General features: G+C 60.2%; 19 protein-coding genes. 7 read left to right on the top strand and 12 right to left on the bottom strand.

Annotated elements, in window-relative coordinates; genetic code table 11:
• From Q1V57_RS03310 to Q1V57_RS03265, 10 genes are all read right to left on the bottom strand, one after another.
• Window positions 1-190, bottom strand: a 190-nt coding sequence (locus Q1V57_RS03310; RefSeq protein WP_300527568.1) for a DUF2924 domain-containing protein, incomplete at its 3' end; no start/stop codon positions are given.
• Window positions 190-678 carry a DUF3489 domain-containing protein gene (locus Q1V57_RS03305; protein WP_300527566.1) on the bottom strand — a complete coding sequence of 163 codons (489 nt, stop codon included), beginning with the start codon at window positions 676-678 and terminating at the stop codon, window positions 190-192. The genes Q1V57_RS03310 and Q1V57_RS03305, both read right to left, overlap by 1 nt.
• 128 nt (window positions 679-806) lie before the next feature.
• Window positions 807-1,166: a DUF3489 domain-containing protein gene (locus Q1V57_RS03300; protein ID WP_300527565.1), complete on the bottom strand. Its 360-nt coding sequence runs from the start codon at window positions 1,164-1,166 to the stop codon at window positions 807-809.
• A 118-nt stretch (window positions 1,167-1,284) separates the two neighbouring features.
• Window positions 1,285-2,739 carry a phage terminase large subunit gene (terL, locus tag Q1V57_RS03295; protein WP_300527564.1) on the bottom strand — a complete coding sequence of 485 codons (1,455 nt, stop codon included), beginning with the start codon at window positions 2,737-2,739 and terminating at the stop codon, window positions 1,285-1,287.
• A complete protein-coding gene (locus Q1V57_RS03290; RefSeq protein ID WP_300527563.1) occupies window positions 2,736-3,110 on the bottom strand; it encodes a DUF5681 domain-containing protein in 375 nt (124 codons plus the stop codon). The genes terL and Q1V57_RS03290 overlap by 4 nt, the downstream gene beginning before the upstream one ends.
• Window positions 3,107-4,417: a DNA methyltransferase gene (locus tag Q1V57_RS03285; protein ID WP_300527562.1), complete on the bottom strand. Its 1,311-nt coding sequence runs from the start codon at window positions 4,415-4,417 to the stop codon at window positions 3,107-3,109. Before Q1V57_RS03285 ends, Q1V57_RS03290 begins: the two co-directional genes overlap by 4 nt.
• Window positions 4,414-4,629, bottom strand: a complete 216-nt coding sequence (locus Q1V57_RS03280) for a hypothetical protein (protein WP_300527561.1) — start codon at window positions 4,627-4,629, stop codon at window positions 4,414-4,416. The genes Q1V57_RS03285 and Q1V57_RS03280 overlap by 4 nt, the downstream gene beginning before the upstream one ends.
• 84 nt (window positions 4,630-4,713) lie before the next feature.
• Window positions 4,714-5,403 (bottom strand): hypothetical protein, encoded by a 690-nt coding sequence (locus tag Q1V57_RS03275; protein ID WP_300527559.1) that lies wholly within the window; start codon window positions 5,401-5,403, stop codon window positions 4,714-4,716.
• 32 nt (window positions 5,404-5,435) lie between these two features.
• The gene (locus Q1V57_RS03270) at window positions 5,436-5,648 is read right to left on the bottom strand and encodes a hypothetical protein (RefSeq protein ID WP_300527557.1); all 213 of its coding nucleotides are present in this window, start codon (window positions 5,646-5,648) and stop codon (window positions 5,436-5,438) included.
• The gene (locus Q1V57_RS03265; protein WP_300527556.1) at window positions 5,648-6,145 is read right to left on the bottom strand and encodes a hypothetical protein; all 498 of its coding nucleotides are present in this window, start codon (window positions 6,143-6,145) and stop codon (window positions 5,648-5,650) included. Before Q1V57_RS03265 ends, Q1V57_RS03270 begins: the two co-directional genes overlap by 1 nt.
• A 94-nt stretch (window positions 6,146-6,239) precedes the next feature.
• On the opposite strand from Q1V57_RS03265, the gene Q1V57_RS03260 reads away from it, so the two are divergent.
• A complete protein-coding gene (locus Q1V57_RS03260) occupies window positions 6,240-6,443 on the top strand; it encodes a helix-turn-helix transcriptional regulator (protein WP_300527555.1) in 204 nt (67 codons plus the stop codon).
• 22 nt (window positions 6,444-6,465) lie between these two features.
• On the opposite strand, the gene Q1V57_RS03255 is transcribed toward Q1V57_RS03260, so the two are convergent.
• A complete protein-coding gene (locus tag Q1V57_RS03255) occupies window positions 6,466-7,971 on the bottom strand; it encodes a hypothetical protein (RefSeq protein ID WP_300527553.1) in 1,506 nt (501 codons plus the stop codon).
• A 256-nt stretch (window positions 7,972-8,227) separates the two neighbouring features.
• Between Q1V57_RS03255 and Q1V57_RS03250 the strand changes: the two genes are divergently transcribed.
• Window positions 8,228-9,928 (top strand): MazG nucleotide pyrophosphohydrolase domain-containing protein, encoded by a 1,701-nt coding sequence (locus tag Q1V57_RS03250; RefSeq protein WP_300527552.1) that lies wholly within the window; start codon window positions 8,228-8,230, stop codon window positions 9,926-9,928.
• Here Q1V57_RS03250 and Q1V57_RS03245 read toward each other — a convergent pair.
• Window positions 9,874-10,938: a nucleotide kinase domain-containing protein gene (locus tag Q1V57_RS03245; RefSeq protein WP_300527550.1), complete on the bottom strand. Its 1,065-nt coding sequence runs from the start codon at window positions 10,936-10,938 to the stop codon at window positions 9,874-9,876. The genes Q1V57_RS03250 and Q1V57_RS03245 overlap by 55 nt on opposite strands.
• 166 nt (window positions 10,939-11,104) lie before the next feature.
• On the opposite strand from Q1V57_RS03245, the gene Q1V57_RS03240 reads away from it, so the two are divergent.
• The 5 genes from Q1V57_RS03240 to Q1V57_RS03220 all read left to right on the top strand — a co-directional run bounded on the left by Q1V57_RS03240 (window position 11,105) and on the right by Q1V57_RS03220 (window position 15,914).
• A complete protein-coding gene (locus Q1V57_RS03240; RefSeq protein WP_300527548.1) occupies window positions 11,105-12,259 on the top strand; it encodes a toll/interleukin-1 receptor domain-containing protein in 1,155 nt (384 codons plus the stop codon).
• Window positions 12,256-12,882, top strand: coding sequence for a hypothetical protein (locus Q1V57_RS03235; RefSeq protein WP_300527546.1), 627 nt, complete (start codon window positions 12,256-12,258; stop codon window positions 12,880-12,882). The genes Q1V57_RS03240 and Q1V57_RS03235 overlap by 4 nt, the downstream gene beginning before the upstream one ends.
• 106 nt (window positions 12,883-12,988) lie before the next feature.
• Window positions 12,989-13,474: a TIR domain-containing protein gene (locus Q1V57_RS03230; protein ID WP_300527544.1), complete on the top strand. Its 486-nt coding sequence runs from the start codon at window positions 12,989-12,991 to the stop codon at window positions 13,472-13,474.
• A gap of 2 nt (window positions 13,475-13,476) precedes the next feature.
• Window positions 13,477-14,202 carry a hypothetical protein gene (locus tag Q1V57_RS03225; protein WP_300527542.1) on the top strand — a complete coding sequence of 242 codons (726 nt, stop codon included), beginning with the start codon at window positions 13,477-13,479 and terminating at the stop codon, window positions 14,200-14,202.
• 275 nt (window positions 14,203-14,477) lie between these two features.
• The gene (locus Q1V57_RS03220) at window positions 14,478-15,914 is read left to right on the top strand and encodes an IS1182 family transposase (RefSeq protein WP_300527540.1); all 1,437 of its coding nucleotides are present in this window, start codon (window positions 14,478-14,480) and stop codon (window positions 15,912-15,914) included.
• Window positions 15,915-16,437: the final 523 nt, after the last annotated feature.

The raw sequence follows: 16,437 nt of genomic DNA, 5'->3' as shown, positions 1-16,437 counted from the left end.
GGCGCGGGCTGAGCCCGCCCCGCGCCTGGACCTGGAGGTCGTAGGCGAGCAGGCGGGCCAGGAAGGCCTGGCTGAGACCACGCGGCGGCTGTTCGTCGAAGGCCTCGCGCCAGAGCTCCACCAGCGCGCTGCGCGGCTGATCGACCAGGCCGTCCAGATCGATATCGACCGATCGTTTGCCACGCGCCATCAGGCGGGCTCCACGAGCTTGTAGCGCGAGGACCGGCTGCCCTGGAATGGCGGTAGTTTGTCGATCGTGTGCCCCGCCTTCTTGAGCCCCGTGAGCGCGGCCCTTGTGGTGTGCGGTTGCCAGCCCAGGGCGGCGGCGATGTCCGGCACGGTGGCGCCCGCCTCGGCCTGAAGCAGGGCGATCAGCTGGTCCTTCTTGCGGGGTTTTTTCGCGGCGGGTTGGCTCGGGTCTGCCGGCGTCGGGGATGGAGCCTCGGCTTGCGTTTTGGCTGGAGCCTCGGGCGGGGCCAGGGCGGCGCGGCCGATATCGGTGAGGTTGATGCCGTCCTCGCCCGAGACAAGCAGGCCCTGTTCGGCAAGGTGGGCGATCTGTTTGTCGCGGACCTTGCCTTTTACGGGCAGGGCACCGAGGGCGTCGGTGTGAACCGGCCCGTCGGCCTGGCTCAGGGCCTCGAGGATGGCGATATGGGTTTTTGTGAGTTGGGGCATGGTGGGTCTCCGGTTCGTCGGCCCTGCGGGATGCGGGGCCTGGCACCGGGACAAGCCCGGCGCACAAGGCCGGGCGGGTCTCTCCATGCACGCTTGGGCGGGCGCTGAAGTCCAGTCCCAGGGGTAGTTTATTCGATCCGGTAGGTGGATCGGCGATCGCCGCTTCGGCGATACCGGGTCAGGCGATAGCCATCGCGCCGCAGGCCGGAGAGAACGGCGGAGAGGGCGCCCGCCGACCAGCCGAACGCGGTCTCGATCTCCTCGGCGGTGGCCCCGCCGGGCTGTTGCAGCCAGGCGATCAGCGCGGCGCGTTTGGTGCCCGGTGTGATCGCGGCCGTTCGCAGGGGCGGGGCGATGGCGCGGGCCTGCTCGATCAGCGCTTCCAGCCCGGCCAGACGTCCGCGCAGGGCGGGCGCATCGATCTCATCTTCCAGTTCGCGCGCCAACCGCAGGGCCTCCCCCAGCATGTCGGATAGTCGATCGCTCATACCTGGTCTCCCGATCCAGCGGATCGGCATGACCGCTTGGGCGGCAGGCGAAGTCCACCGGGAAGCCGGACAGGGTGTGCAAACCGTGTCGGCCGCGACGAACGGCGTGCATCCATGCCTACCAGTCGAACCGGTCGAGAGGCACGACCTCGCAAAACGTTGCGATGCCGTGGTCACGGGAGGCTCGTTCCGTCCAGGCCATGAGCTGGCTGAGCGCATCGACCTGGTCATCATGCGAGGTAGTGGGGAAGGCGGCGAGCTCGTGCAGGAAGGCGGCCCGCCACGGTGCCTTCGCCGGCAGCATGACATCGCCCGCTTCCAGCCGGCTCGTCTGGACCGAAAGACGTTCAAGCTTCGATCCCTTGACCGGAACGCCGATCGGCGTGGGCACGCCGGCCGCATCCAGCTGTCGAAGATCGTCCAGGAGCGCGGTCCCGTTGGCGGCCTTCTCGACGAGCACGACATCGGCCTGCCAGTCCCGGGCCAGTGCGATCAGCTTTTTCTTCTGGGCGGGATAGTTGATCCGGTCGCGATAGACATCGAGCACCCAGATGCGTTTGCCGCGCACGTGCGCGGTTATGCAGACCGAATAGTCCGCGCCGGTGCTGTCGCTGACGGCCAGATCCCAGCTTTGCACGATGCGCGCGCGGGGCCCCGTCTCGCTCTCCTCGGGAAGCCGGTCATAGGGGGTCAGCCACTCGGGACGGACCAGATTGCCGTCCAGCGGAACCGGGCGCTGCAGATACTGTGCGGAAAAATCATACGCGCTCATATTGCGGCGGATTTCCCCAAGGGTATCCAGCGGCTCGCGGTCCGGCTGGAGCGCCTCGCCGGCCTTGCGTTCATGAAAACGACCCGCGCCGATCTCGATGCGTTCATCGCTCTGGGCGATGGCGGGCAGGTCGAGATGATCCCAGCCGCCTTGCGCGAGGAGGTGGGCGGCCAGATCATCGTCATGCAGGCGCTGCATGACAACGATCACGGCGCCGGTGCGTTTGTCATTGAGACGGGTCAGCGCGGTGTTCGAGAACCAGTCATTGACCGCCTTGCGGCGCGTATCCGACAGCGCATCGCCGGCCTTGATGGGATCGTCGATGATCAGGATATCCCCGCCCCGCCCGGTCATCGCCCCGCCGACCGTGGTCGACAATCGGCCGCCATGGCGCGTGGTCTGGAAATCATGTTCGGCAGCGCGGTTGCGCGCGATGCGCGTGCCGGAAAACACCCGGCGATACCAGGGTGACTGCATGACCGTGCGGCAATCGCGGGCATGCTTGCCGGACAGATCCTCGCCATAGGAGGCGGTGATCACGCGGCAGGTCGGGTCGTGGCCAAGCAGATAGGCGGGAAAGGCCACCGAGACCGTCATGGATTTGAGCGAACGCGGCGGCATGGTGATCAAGAGGCGCTTGATCTTGCCCTGGCGAACCTGTTCCAGCTTCCAGGCGATCGCGTCGAGATGCCAGCCCGGCGACAGTTCGCCGCCCGGCTCCAGCTCGCGGAACGTCCTTTGAAGAAAGCTCGCAAAGTCCGTGCGCAATGCCGCGTCGAAGGCGTCGATGTCGTGGATCATGTCGAACTCCGCCGCTTGATGAAGTTGTCCAGGATCGCCGCGTCATCCGCGCTCAGGGCCGGCTCGTCCGGGGCGTCTTCCGGCAGGCCGAGATGCTGGCCGATCAGGCGCACCAGCGTGTCCGCCGCCCGCGCATCGCCCTTGAGGGCTTTTGCCGTGATGGATTTGAGCAGCAGGCGCTGCTTGGACAACACCACCGGCTTGCCGTTCTCGCGCACCTCGATCGTTTCGGTAAGCTCCTCCATGAGGTCGGTGCGGAAATTCTTCACGCCTTTCGGCCGCCCCCTGGGATTTCCCGATTGCCCCTTCGTGAACCGGGTATGCCGGGGCGGCTTGCCATAGCCGACCTCGTAGTCCTTGTCCTTGCTCATTCCTGGTCCTCCTCGATGGCGCGCCGCCAGTGCGCGTCCTCGATTGTCTCCCCGGTGTTCGTCAGCACGGCCTTGTCACCCGTCGCCTCTTGGAAGCGCCGGACGATCAGATCGACATAGCGTGGGTCGAGCTCGGCCAGCGCGGCGCGCCGGCCCGTCTCCTCGGCCGCCAGTAGCGTGGCGCCGGATCCACCGAAGGGATCGAGCACGAGATCGCCATGGGCGGTCACGTCGCGGATCGCATCGGCGACCATGGCGGTCGGCTTCACGGTCGGATGAAGTTTGAGATCGGCCCGGCGCGCATGAACGCCGGGATAGGCCCACACATTGCTGCGATGGCGTCCCTGGCGTCCCAGCTGGACATTGTTGCGATGCGGCGCCTTGCCATGGCGGAAGACGGCGACCAGCTCGTGCTGGGAGCGATAGAGCGATCCCATGCCGGCGGCCTGCTTGTCCCAGACGCACAGATTTTTCATAGGCCCGAGCCCGGCCTCGCCGGCTTGCACGAGATCGGCGATATGCCGCCAGTCCATGCACACGAAGGCGATGGCGCCGGGCCGGCTGACCTCCTTGAGGCGCACGAACATCGTATCCAGAAAGCTGCGGAACTCGGCCGCGCTCATCTCACCGGACGCCATCACGAACTCGTCGTGGTGGACCGAACCCAGCCCGCAGACATGGCCGGCGATGGGGACGTTGTAGGGCGGGTCGGTGAAGACGGCATCGGCCGTCTCCTCGCCCAGCAGGGTGGCATAGGTGTCCGCGTCCAGGGCATCGCCGCATGTCAGACGATGGCGGCCCAGTTGCCAGACATCGCCGATACGGCTGACCGGCGGGCCGGGGTCCGGCTCGGGCACGGTTTCCGCGGGCGCGCCTTCATCATCCTCCTGCAGCAGGACATCGATCTCGCCGGTCTCGAACCCGATCGCCTCGATCTGAAAGTCCAGCTCCATCTCCAGGAGAGCACCGATCTCCAGGCGCAGAAGGTCCTCGTCCCAGCCGGCCGTCTCGGCGAGGCGATTATCGGCGATGACATAGGCGCGCTTCTGGGCCTCGCTCATGTCCGCCAGACGCATCACCGGCACCTCGGTCAGACCGAGCGTCCTGGCGGCTTCCAGCCGGCCATGGCCGGCGATCACGCCATAATCGCCATCGACCAGGATGGGGTTTGTCCAGCCGAACGTCCTGATGCTCTCGGCGATCTGTTCGATCTGCCGCTTCGAGTGCGTGCGCGGATTGTTGGCATAGGGGCGAAGCGCCGAGACCTTGACGGTCTCGACGCTCAAGTCGCGGATCGGCGCGGTCACAGGCGCCTCCCCAGGCGCGTGCCCTTTTTGTCGCAGATCAGCTCGTAGCGTGGCGAGCGCAGGATCAAGGGCGTGCCGGTGATGTCGTGCTTGTAGAAATAGGCCCATTGCACCGTGCCCGGCGTTGTATTCGGGTCCAGCAGCATCTGGGTTGTGCAGTGCGTATAGCCTTGCAGAGGCAGGGCTGGCGGCGGTGAAACAAGGTTCTTCATGAGACTTTCCTTTCGTGTATGGAAAGGAAATCGATGTCTCGTATCTCCGAGCTGGAGTCGTCCGCCGAATTCGTACCGCTCGGCCTATTTCTTCTTTTTTCGTTTGATATAGCGTCTCAGGGCCGTGCTGACGTAGCTGTCGAAGCTCTTGGGTTTGTCGGGTTTTTCGACGACGATGACTTTGACGCACGCCGTGATGAATTGCCCGGCCGGTGTGGCCGACCGCGAGGAATATTCGCCGGGCGCGGGCCGGTTGTGATGCGTGACCTCTTTCTGTGTGGCGTCGGTGTAGAGCGCGGCAAGTTTATCGATCAGCCAGTCGACTTCGCGATCCTTATCGGCGCCGCCTTTTGCTTCCATCTTTTTGCGAAGGCCGCGCGCCGTCTCACGCAGGACCTCATCCGAAAACGTATCAGCCGCCAGCCTCTTGATCACACCGCCCCTGGGGTATCTTGCCCACAACGCGTCGATCATCGCGACTTCGGCCCGTCCGTTGAGACGCATTATGTCCGGCCCAGTGATCCGGTCGAGTTTGACAAGCTCTTCGAGCGCGGCTCCTGCTTCGCCCCGGGTAAACCTCTTCGGCCCCCGGCCGTCCCAGTTGCGATAGCGCGCGGCAATGTTGGTGAGTTGGTGGCGGAGGCCGGCGATCGTGTCGGCATCGGTCCGGCCGAGGTGTTCGGCGATCTCTTTGAGCGCCGCGTCGGACACCTCCAGGGGCTCGACGTCGTGGAAGCCATCATCGCCATGGTGGGGATCTTTGCGTGGGGGCATGTCCGGGCTCCTTTGTTCAAGGTGAGCCTCGATCACATCCCATCAGACTGTCCCGGATCAACTATTACTTCGGCCGCACGGGCCAGCCGTTCGGCCTCCGCGATCCGCGCCAGTAGCGGGCCAATATCCTCTGGCAGGACACCCGCCTGGTTCTGCGCGGCCAGGGCCGCAGCGGCTTCCAGACAGGCGGTGATCTCCGCCATCAGGTGGTGGAAGAGGTCGGTGCGATCCTCTTCCGCCGGCATCAGCGGTCCAGCCGCTCGATGAGGGCCTGCGCGATGGCGCGCATGCTGGTGAGCCGGTAGCGCGCATACTTGTCATCGCTGGCATGGCGCGGATTGGGCCGCAGGGACATCTTGTCCCTGGCCGCCTGGGCGATGTCGGGAACCTCCGCGGAGGGCACCAGCCAGGCGGTTTCCAGTTGGCCTGTCGTGCCGTCGATGGCAACGGCCAGCAGCGCCAGGTCCGGACTGTCGCGCCAGGTTTTCTGCCGGATATCGAACTGGACCGTGCGGGGCCGGTCCGTGTCCAGGAAGGTCCAGCTCTTGATCTGAAGCCCGATCGTGGCGTGGCTGACCTTGTCGTGGATCATCACGTCGATCGCGTCATCATCGACCAGCGGGACATAGCCGGAAAACCGGCCGTTCGAGGCGAGCATCAACTGGGTGGCGACCATGATCTCGGCAGCGGCGCCGAGCTGGCCGCCGGTGGGGCGGGGTGGTGTGTGCGTCCGGGTCATCATGGGGACTACACACGCTTGGATAGCGGGGTGAGTCAACCAGAAAAGAGACTCATGGGCTGTAGATCAATCGGATGCATCACTATCGGATATCCGGATGGATATTCGTCATCGGCTTTCGGCCAACATGAAGCGCCTGCGCAAGGCAAAATCCTGGTCCCAGGAGGAGCTGGCCGATCAGGCCGGCCTGCACCGCACCTATATCTCCGGCGTGGAGCGCTGCGTACGCAATCCCACCATCACCGTGGTCGAGAAGATCGCGGTCGCGCTGGGTGCAGGATATGACGAGCTATTGGGGTGAGGCGCCGGTCTGGTTTTCCGGCCTAGTCATCCGGCGTGTGAAAGGCGCACATGCGGTCCCCGTCGCAGGCTTCCAGCCGGGTGCGCATCATCGCATTCATCCGCTCGGAGTGGTTGCGCGCCGTCTCATAGTCCCTGAATCGGCACGGGGGTCCGATGTCGCGCGGATAGCCGGGTACATCGGCCGGCCAGTCAACGCCGGGCAGATCGGTAAAATCATCCTCCCAGAAATGGCAGACCAATTCGCCATTGCGATGGGCCTCGATCGCGGCCTCCAGGCTCTGCGCCTGATCAAACGCATTGGCCTGGATGCCATAACCCTCCGGGCGCGGCTGGTCGAAGGCGGGGCAGGCCTCCCGTCCGGCCTCCATCCCATCCAGAAGCTCAATGTCGACGATCTCCACATCCCAGCCTGGAAACGGATCCTGCGGTCCCGCTGGCACGCGGTCCGCGGCGATCCGGGCGCTGAAGGCCATCGGGTGGAGCGTCGTGTCGTCGGAGGTCAGATGGACATTGAGCGTGCCGCAGACCTGGCGGGCGGACTGCGGCAGGAGGGTGATCTGGCTACCCAGTGAGGCCGTGATCGGCGGTCCCCCATCAGCGGGCTCGGCGGGCAGGCTGGCATTGATATGGTCGATCACCGCCGGGGTAAGCGTGTCTTCCACCGAGGCGATGTGCTGTGCCGGCGCCCATGCGTGTTCCGGCGTCATCAGCTGCGCAAAATCACCCGACGCCGCCAGGCTCGGGCACCAGGCCGCAACATCCTGCGGGGACGCATCGGCGTTGATGATGGTCACGGGAAGCACCAGTTCGCGATCGCTCTGCGGCGCAAAGGCATCGATGCGGATGGTCATCCAGTGCGGGCTCCAGGCGCGTGCCTGCGGCGTGGAGCGCTGATAGGCGATGCAATAATGATCCCCCTCGCGAAAGCCCGGCCGGCCCATATGCGTGTGGACCGTGCCTTCGGGACGTTCGGGCATGACGCGTAGAAGGCTCCTGTGCATCATGAAACGCTGGCGCCCCTCCAGCATGCCGACCCCGTCCGGATCGAAGTGCGGCAGATCGGCCCGCAGCCGGGCATAGGGATCGAGGATCCCGGCGCGCACATCATCGGGCAGGTTGGGGCAGTACTGGTCGAGGTCCGCCGCCGTGGCCTCGTGTGTGATGAGGTCGACGGGAAGCGCCCGCGGGGCGTCCGGATCGCCCAGGTCGGTGGTCTCCAGGCGGGCGACGAGGCCGTCATAGCGCTGATCGAAGTTGCCCGTCCCGCCGAACCGGTAGACGCCGCACACATGCATGCCGTCGAGAAAACGCGGTTCGACCAGCGCGATCGATCGCGTGTCCTCCCGGTCGGGCCTGGTCACCAGTGCGCGCTGAACGCCGTAGGTCAGTTGCCGCCAGGCCTGAAGATCATCGGTGGTCTCCGGATCGGACGGCCAGCGGCCGACATACTCTCCAAAGGGCGAAGCGGCCTGCAGACCCAGCAGCGTGGTTCCAGCCATCAGAGCGAGAAGCGTGTGAGGTGTCATGCCCACAACACACGCTTAGGTGAGGGCGTGTGTCAACTGAAAAATGAGACTGATCGTCTACTTTTTGGGTGAACAAGTGCGTCTGCCTCGGCGCAGAAACGGACGTCGAGGGCCATGGTGGCCGCCGCTTTCGGGATAGTGCCATCGGATTAAACACCCAATTCAGGGAACCAGTGTCAATAGACGTGTAGCGAGCATGTACAATTACTAGTAAGAAAAATAGAGCTACAACTTACTAGGCGTGGGGATAAATCGGATGCTGATTGCGCGTTACGCGAAACACGTCCAAGAATCTGACCAGTTCAAAGAACGTCCTCTAGAAGAGCGGCGGCGAATAGCGATCTACGGCTTGGTATCCGAGGTCGGGTCGGTGATCTCCGCGGTGAAAAAGCAGATTCTCGGTGAGGGCGGTCGGCGTGACACCACCGAAGGTCTGTTAACCCGCCATGAACTGAAAGAGGAACTGGGCGATGTTATCTGGTACTGCTTCGCTCTAGCCGACCTAGAGGAAGGCGTCGAAGACGACATTCTCGCTCAGCAGCTTCGAAGCCTGCGCGGTCGGCTACAGGGCAGCGATGCCCGGACAGCGCTGTTTAGAGAACTTCTTGATGTTAAGCGGATCGAAGAATTTTGCACGCAGGCTGCCGCATTTCCAGACAAGAAGCAGCGGAAGTTCAGGGATTTTCAGAACATTGCATACCTGACAGCGCGCACCAATTCACACGAACTTGTTGAAGTAAGCATCGCTGTCCTCACGCAACTCAGCGGACAATTGATGCGGCACCTGATTTCTGACGATGAGCGGCTGCTTCACGATCAAATTAGAGATCGTGAAATAGTTGATCTACTAGGGGAAATCGCCTGGCATTTGGCGGCGATCGCTTCCGTTTACGAGCTATCGCTAGATGAGATTGTTACAGAGAATGTCGAGAAAGCACAATTAAGGCGCCCGACTTCCAAGCCGACACCGCTTCACGATGGAGAACGTCCAAAGCCACAGCAGTTTCCAAGGCAGTTCGAGATTCAGTTCCTCACTGTGGCGGCCGGCCGTTCCAGGATGTACATGGGCGGCCGCCAGCTGGGAGACGATCTGACGGACAACTCCTACGACCCCGACGGGTATCGTTTTCACGATGCGCTTCATTTGGCCAACGTCGCGCACCTAGGTTGGTCGCCTGTTTTCCGCAGTCTCATGAAGCGAAAGCGAAAAGATGACGAGAATCCGCTGATAGATGAAGTGGAGGACGGCGCCCGCGCTAAGATTATCGAAGAAGCCGTTCTGAAGGTCATCCACTCGGAAGGCGTCGCGATAGCCAAGATCGCCCATTCAGCTGATGGGACCAACGGTATCCCGCTGTTCTCCGATGACGTGGATATACCTCTTTCCTTTTTCAAACTCATTAGAAGATACGTGAGCGGACTTGAGGTTGAAAAGAACTCCTTCGAGGAGTGGAAAGCTTCTATTAGAGACGGTTACAAGATCTTCCAAGCGTTGACTGAGCACGGTCAAGGTACCGTCACGGTGCATCTAGATAAGCGCGAAATTAGCTTCAGACCGGAGGTTTACGTAGATCTTGTTGGAGCGGTTGGCGGCATTGGCTCCTTCAGTGTTTCTTTGCCTGATTTTGGGAGTAGTGAGCAGCTAGAAGCTAGAAGCTCGTTGACGGACGCGGAGAGCAAACGCCTTCAGGCATCAGACGAAGTAGCATTGGCATCTCACTACGCTGCAAAGAACGCGATCATGCAGTCGCTCGGAATTGAGAGGGCGTCTGCGGAGCAATTTGCGGCCTTGGATTTGACGGAGGTTCAGCCGGGGAAGTTTAGCGCGGATGTGTGGTCACCATTACGAGAAACTATGTGGCGTCGCGGCGTCGTCGCATTCAAGACGTCAATCTCACGCGATCAAAGCAGTGTGTACTGCACGGCATTGGCTTGTTCCGATGTCGGCAGTGCCTGACTGCACGACATGTGGACTTGATCGTTTATTCCCCAATCGGGAGGGTACCAAGGTCTTGGCGGGCGTCCACTTGGCGCGAATTTCTGCTTTATGCGGGTTCTTCCGGCGACACCTTGAACCTCTGGGAATGCCGCTCGGGCGTACTTGGAAATCTCGCAGAATAGGTTCTGGCAATCAATCAGTTGAAGCGGCCGACCCCAAAGCGACGGGAACTCGATATCGAGCTGGTCAAACCATTCATCCTGTTTGGCCGCCATATATTCGATCACAGCCACGGGATCGAGATTACTGCTATTGGCAAAGCACTTGCTAATTCCATCAAGAGCCCCAGGCCCTGGGACCACAAACTCCATTTCGCTGAAGGATGTCAGGGGGCTGTAATTCAAATCGGTAACAAATTGGTACGCGAGAAACGGACCAATCGATGGCGCAGAAACCATCAATTCGAACGCGTCGGACATCTTGGAGGCTTGAGCGATTCTCTCGGGGAACCGCTCTGCGAGCATAAATTCGACTAGTTTTAAATGGTTCTGGTGCTTATAGCGCTGCCCAAAAGCGCGCCCGGCAGAAGGCATTATGTATGCGGCAGAATAGATCCTCTCGCCTGACTCGAGGGCCCGCGTGAGGACGCTGTCAAACGCCGTGTAGGCATACGTCTCCAGAGAGACTTCACCCAGCTCCCGCTCTAGGAGCGTCCAAGTCTCGATCTTATTGAATAGCTTAAACAGGATTATTCGGAAAAATAGATCCTCGTCGGATGAGTGTTCGTAGCCACCATAAATCACGTTCTTGATAAGAAATTGGCTGACTCGATCGGAGGCTCTGTAGGCGTTGGTGAACTTAAACAGCCGTAGAACGCTGTCATCGGTGAGAGCGGGGCTGTTTGAGCCTAGCATACGTCGAAAGAAGATTTTTTGACGCTCTGCTGCGAACTTCCAGTACCCGAAAAAGACAGGTGAGAGTTCTGCTTGGACGCCAGAAATTTCGGCAGTATTTCGATGATTGCGCATACGCGTTCTTGGGATGTGATTGCAGATCCAGCTGGCAGGATGTGGACGAATCAATTCCTAGGTGAGTTCGGTCGTGATTGGAATCCACTTTCAAGCCTAGTTCAAAGCGGGCGTCACGCGGTCGCGCGCTTGTGGTTGTGTGCCAACTTACCTGTATGGTGAATGGATGAGCCTGTATGACCTTCTCGTCCTGGGATGTCCCGAACGAGAGACGCGCGATCTATTCATCGGCGTCCTACGGGGCCTGCTTGCTGAGGGCGATGTTCCTGAAAGCGAAGTCAGGCTGATTACTGATCCCGCTGATTATCTCAGCAATCGAAACCCCCGCGTCCCGACGGTCGTCGCCTGCTTCTCTGATCTTTCGGCTAATGAGCTCACTACTATATCCGCCCTGATCACCGCTCGAGTCCCAGTCATCCCGGTCGCTATGAATGAGCAACGCTTCGAAACGTTTCCAGAGCCGCTACAGTCTCTGAATGGAACGGTGCTCTCTCCGAACATGGAAGGGTGGACTTCAGCAGGGGCCGCCATACTCGAGAGCGTCGGCCTCCTGCGGATGCAACGCCGCCTGTTTATTAGCTATAGGCGCACCGAGGCTCGGGAGGCTGCGGTTCAGCTGCATGATCAGATGGCAGCACGTGGATTCCAAGTTTTCTTGGATACGCACTCTATACGCCCTGGTCGGGTCTTTCAGGATGACCTATGGCAAAGCCTCACCGATTCAGACGTGATGGTGATGCTGGATACGGCCACCTATTTCGAGAGCAAATGGACGCGTGAGGAGTTTGGGCGTGCTCAAAGCATGGGCATCAGTATTCTCAGGCTTGTCTGGCCCGGAATAACGCCAGAAGAAACCGCAGAGCTGTCTGAGCAAAGGCCGTTGACCCATAGTGACTTTGACGGGCCTCTCTTGAAGGCAGATGTCCTGCAGGACATCGTAGAAAAAACTGAAAGACTGAGAGCGCGCAGTCTCGCAGCACGCCACACCGAAATCACCGGCAAACTGAAGGCGGGTGCCGAGGCGGCGGGCGCGAAAATCAGAGGAGCTGGCGCGTTCCGTAGCATTTCGATCGAGCTGCAATCAGGCGACGACGCTTGGGCCTATCCGGTTATCGGAGTGCCAACAGCCAACATGATGTACGATATCGCGTTGCGAGCCGCGGCGGCTGATCACGCCCGGCCCTTCTTGGTATACGACCACACCGGGATAACCACCGATTGGTTGTCCCACCTCGGTTGGCTGGATGAGTCGATTGGTGAGGTGGATTTTATGCGCGTCGCAGATGCCGCCGATGTGCTCGCCCGGAGGGCGTCCGGATGACGGGGAAAGCGGTATTTCTTTCGGCGGGTCTGCCTGACCCGAGCAAGCCTCATTTTGTCGCGGCCTCAGACCCAGTTGATGTGGCTGCAGCTGTGAAAGCTCTGGTGTTTGTGGTGCTCGGGCGCCGCCGTCTGATCTGGGGCGGTCAGCCGGCGATAACGCCTATTGTTTGGTCCGTGGCGCAGAGCTTGGGGGTCAACTACGGCGATTGGGTCACGCTTTACCAATCTGAATACTTCGCCGACCGCTATCCGGAGGATAACGCACGGTTTGAGAACACGCGTTATGTACCGGCGGCGCCTGAAATTGCGGGACAATCGGAAGACGAAAGAAGGCGTGCAAGCCTTCTCTCTATGCGCACCGCTATGCTAACAGAAAACGCCTTTGAGACTGCCGTATTTGTTGGTGGTATGTTGGGTATCGTCGATGAGTTCGAGTTGGTCGGCGAACTGTGTCCCAACATCCGGCGTATCCCGGTGCTGTCCACCGGTGGCGCAACAACGCTTCTCGGAGAGCGATTAGGGCCGAATGCCGCGAATCTGGATCGCCTACGTAGCGACGTCGATTACGTACCGCTCTTCTTTGAGCTTTGCGAGATCGACCCTAAGGAGCCACGGGGATAGTTCCCTAGGCGGTCGCGTTGAAACAAAAGCGGAACAACGCGCTTGATGAGGTGTGCTGCGTAACCCATACTACTTGGAATCGAATCGCCCTGGTGTGGAGTTTAAAGTGCCGGCCAAGAACGTTTTTATTAGCCATCACCACCGCGATGATGCGCGGGTGGACCAGTTCACCAACATGTTGGGACGCGGCGACTATCAGGTGCGCAATTCGTCCGTCCGCATGAAACCTGCAAACGAGCGGCGGGTGGAGCAAGGCATGGTGAAAGACGCGACGATCAAGCGCCTTCTCCGAATGAAGATGCGGTGGGCGTCAACAGTGGTAGTGTTGATCGGACCTCAAACACATACGCGTCGGTGGGTAAATTGGGAGATCGAGCAAGCGAAACTCCTGGGTAAGCGCATCGTTGGTGTCTACCTTCACGGCGGTACTGAGGCCAACGTCCCAAAAGCGCTCGATGACTATGGGCATTCCATTGTGAACTGGCACCCGAAAAGCGTTGTTGACGCTATTGAAGGCAAGGACAACCGGTTCGAAAAGCCGGGTGGCGACCTTCGAGAGCCGGTGCATGAAGGAACAACCTCGTCCTGCTAGCTATGGCTTCTCGACCACCACGGGCGTACATATACGTAGTCGATCGTGATTTTGGCTTTGCCCCAAATCCTTTTCATGGATTCTGCACGCTCGCATGCTGCAAGTACCGTATTCGATCAACGGCTCGACCTGGAGACTGGGTATTTGGCGTTGGCGGAGGAAGCTTGAAAGCAACTGGCCAATGCATTTTTGCGATGCGAGTCAGCGAAACCCTCTCATTCGACGAGTATTGGTTGGATCCTCGCTTCCGGGACAAGCGGCCCGTGCGAAATGGGAGCCGCGCAATGATGTTGGGTGATAACATCTATCATCGCGACAATCCGAATGAGCCCTGGGCTCAAGAAAACTCGCACCACAGCCGTCCTGATGGAACACCGGATCAATCCAACATCGATACGGATACACGAACCAACAGGGTGCTGATCTCCGACCATTTCGTATATTTTGGCAAGGAGGCACCCGAGGTTCCGGACGGTGTCTTAGATGCAATGGGATACACAAATGGACGAAATCATCGAGTCTTTAGCCTCGATCAAGCGCGAGCCCTGCTATGCTGGTTCGATGAGGTGTCCAAAAACCAAATCGGCTCGGTTGTTGGTGACCCTTTTCAGTTCCGCGATAGCAATGCCAGGTACTCCGCCGGATCCAATAAGATTATCAAAGAGGTCGTGAACCCCGTCGAGATCGAGGCGATTATTGGTGTGATGCCTGGAGATCCACAGGGTTAAGGGGCGTTCGGGTTGTTGGGCCGGAACCAGACATTTGGGCATGACGGGTGGCATTGTTGCTGGCGTGTAAAATAGAGAAGTCCGGCCGTTCAATTTTCCTGTATTGCTGGCTCCCACGTGGTGCTTTCGCAGCGTCTGTCTCCGTATCGACAGACACTCGAAATAAACGGGGAGCCGGAGGGCCTCAGGTCAGGTCTGGCATGTCCGTTTCCGGGAGTGGCTGTGTGAAAACGGCAAATCAGTTCAAGGTATATGCTCTGCAATGGGGGTTTGCCATGAGACGGTTTGTCGAAGGCGAAGATCGCGCGCAGCAGGTTCTATTGCCACCCAGTCTTGAGGACTATGTCGGCGAGGATAATCCGGTCCAGGTGATTGACGCCTATGTCGCAGAACTTGATTTGGGGGCGCTGGGCTTTGATCGGATGCGTCCCAAGGCCACGGGGCGCCCAGCCTATCATCCATCGACCCTGCTGAAGATCTACCTCTACGGCTATCTCAACCGCATCCAGTCGAGCCGCCGGCTTGAGCGCGAGGCGGGGCGGAATATCGAGCTGATGTGGCTGACGGGGCGGCTGGCGCCGGACTTCAAGACGATCGCGGATTTTCGCAAGAACAACGGCCCTGCGATCCAGGCCGTCTGCGCGCAGTTCATCGTTTTATGCCGCGAGCTGGGTCTGTTCGCGAAGGCCGTGGCCGCCATCGACGGCGCGAAGTTCAAGGCCGTCAATGCGCGGGATAAAAACTTCACGCGCGGCAAGTTGAAGCGGCGGATTGGCCAGGTCGAAAAGAGCATCGCGCGCTATCTGCAATCGCTGGATGCCGCCGATGCCCAGGACGGCGACGTGGCCGAGGCGAAGGCGACACGTTTGCGCGAAAAAATCGACGCGATGAAGGCGAAGCTGAAAGCGCTGAAGGTCCGGGAAGCCGAGGTCTTGGCTGCGCCGGATAAGCAGATATCGCTAACCGATCCGGACGCACGCGCCATGTCCACAAGCCTGAAGGCGTCCGGCGTGGTCGGCTACAACGTGCAGACCGCAGTCGATACCGATCATCATCTCATTGTCGCGCATGAGGTGACGAATGCCGTCAACGACAAGGCCCTGCTCGCGCCCATGGCAAAGAAAGCCAAGACGGCGATGGGCGTGGAAAGCATCGATGTGCTGGCCGATCGGGGTTATTTCAACGGCGAGGAGATTCTTGCTTGCGAAGATATCGGCGCGCGGCCCCTGGTGCCGAAGCCCTATACGTCAGGCGCGAAGGCCGCCGGCCGGTATGGCAAGAATGACTTCTCCTACGATCCCGAGGAGAACGTCTACCGCTGCCCCGCGGGCGAAACACTCACGTATCGGTTCACCACTGTCGAAAAGGGCCAGACGCTTCACGCCTATTGGACGACGAAGTGCCAGGCCTGCACGCTCAAAGCCCGCTGCACGACAGGGCCGTTCCGGCGGATCAAGCGCTGGGAGCATGAAAGCGTCATCGACGCCATGCTTCAGCGCCTCGAGGACACGCCCGACGCCATGAACATCCGAAGGCGGACTGTCGAGCACCCATTCGGCACGTTGAAGTCCTGGATGGGAGCCACCCCCTTCCTGACCAAAGGTCTCAAGCGGGTCAATACCGAGATGAGCTTGAGCGTTCTTGCCTACAATCTGAAGCGGATGATCGCGATCTTCGGCGTGAAACCGCTCATCACCGCGATCCGGGCATGACAGGCTCGTTCGTCTCGATCTGCGATCTTGCCGGAGCGGGACAAAATCCGCCACACCACCAAAATCAGCCGATCTGCTCGTGAGTTTTTACACAGCCACGGGATGAAGCCGACGCAGAATATCACCCACAGGTAACATTTCGCGCATAAGCGGCGGTATGCGGACGTCCTCCGAAGATTTAATGGCGTGACATGACAATTAAAGGATATGGCGTTATTCTTTAATAATGCCGAGTCGCTATTAAAGGTTGGAAATGCCGTCCGATCAAAATCCGCGCGTAGGAAGTTTTGTCGATACCCTTGTGGGGGGTGATCGAGCCAGGGCCTATATACCACAGCCGTTACCGCCTGAACCAGGCCTCGATCTGGGCGCGCTGATGGTCCTCTACGACAGAGCCAGCGCCGCCGTCGGACGATTGGACGGTGTCACAACCATTTAGCCGTCCACACCATTGTTTCTGTACAGGTATGTTCGCAAGGAGGCGCTACTTTACTACAAGATCGAGGGGACACAATCATAGCTT

It is taken from the genome of Maricaulis sp. (genome assembly GCF_030149425.1).
GTDB lineage: Bacteria > Pseudomonadota > Alphaproteobacteria > Caulobacterales > Maricaulaceae > Maricaulis.
Note: the sequence above shows the minus strand (reverse complement) of the source record. Positions and strands in the feature narration are given on the sequence as shown.

Bases quoted from the DNA above. Each gene is read 5' to 3' on its own strand.
- Q1V57_RS03305 (WP_300527566.1), bottom strand. From the start codon at position 678: ATGCCCCAACTCACAAAAACCCATATCGCCATCCTCGAGGCCCTGAGC.
- Q1V57_RS03300 (WP_300527565.1), bottom strand. From the start codon at position 1,166: ATGAGCGATCGACTATCCGACATGCTGGGGGAGGCCCTGCGGTTGGCG.
- terL (WP_300527564.1), bottom strand. From the start codon at position 2,739: ATGATCCACGACATCGACGCCTTCGACGCGGCATTGCGCACGGACTTT.
- Q1V57_RS03290 (WP_300527563.1), bottom strand. From the start codon at position 3,110: ATGAGCAAGGACAAGGACTACGAGGTCGGCTATGGCAAGCCGCCCCGG.
- Q1V57_RS03280 (WP_300527561.1), bottom strand. From the start codon at position 4,629: ATGAAGAACCTTGTTTCACCGCCGCCAGCCCTGCCTCTGCAAGGCTAT.
- Q1V57_RS03275 (WP_300527559.1), bottom strand. From the start codon at position 5,403: ATGCCCCCACGCAAAGATCCCCACCATGGCGATGATGGCTTCCACGAC.
- Q1V57_RS03270 (WP_300527557.1), bottom strand. From the start codon at position 5,648: ATGCCGGCGGAAGAGGATCGCACCGACCTCTTCCACCACCTGATGGCG.
- Q1V57_RS03265 (WP_300527556.1), bottom strand. From the start codon at position 6,145: ATGATGACCCGGACGCACACACCACCCCGCCCCACCGGCGGCCAGCTC.
- Q1V57_RS03260 (WP_300527555.1), top strand. From the start codon at position 6,240: ATGGATATTCGTCATCGGCTTTCGGCCAACATGAAGCGCCTGCGCAAG.
- Q1V57_RS03255 (WP_300527553.1), bottom strand. From the start codon at position 7,971: ATGACACCTCACACGCTTCTCGCTCTGATGGCTGGAACCACGCTGCTG.
- Q1V57_RS03250 (WP_300527552.1), top strand. From the start codon at position 8,228: ATGCTGATTGCGCGTTACGCGAAACACGTCCAAGAATCTGACCAGTTC.
- Q1V57_RS03245 (WP_300527550.1), bottom strand. From the start codon at position 10,938: ATGCGCAATCATCGAAATACTGCCGAAATTTCTGGCGTCCAAGCAGAA.
- Q1V57_RS03240 (WP_300527548.1), top strand. From the start codon at position 11,105: ATGAGCCTGTATGACCTTCTCGTCCTGGGATGTCCCGAACGAGAGACG.
- Q1V57_RS03235 (WP_300527546.1), top strand. From the start codon at position 12,256: ATGACGGGGAAAGCGGTATTTCTTTCGGCGGGTCTGCCTGACCCGAGC.
- Q1V57_RS03225 (WP_300527542.1), top strand. From the start codon at position 13,477: ATGGCTTCTCGACCACCACGGGCGTACATATACGTAGTCGATCGTGAT.
- Q1V57_RS03220 (WP_300527540.1), top strand. From the start codon at position 14,478: ATGAGACGGTTTGTCGAAGGCGAAGATCGCGCGCAGCAGGTTCTATTG.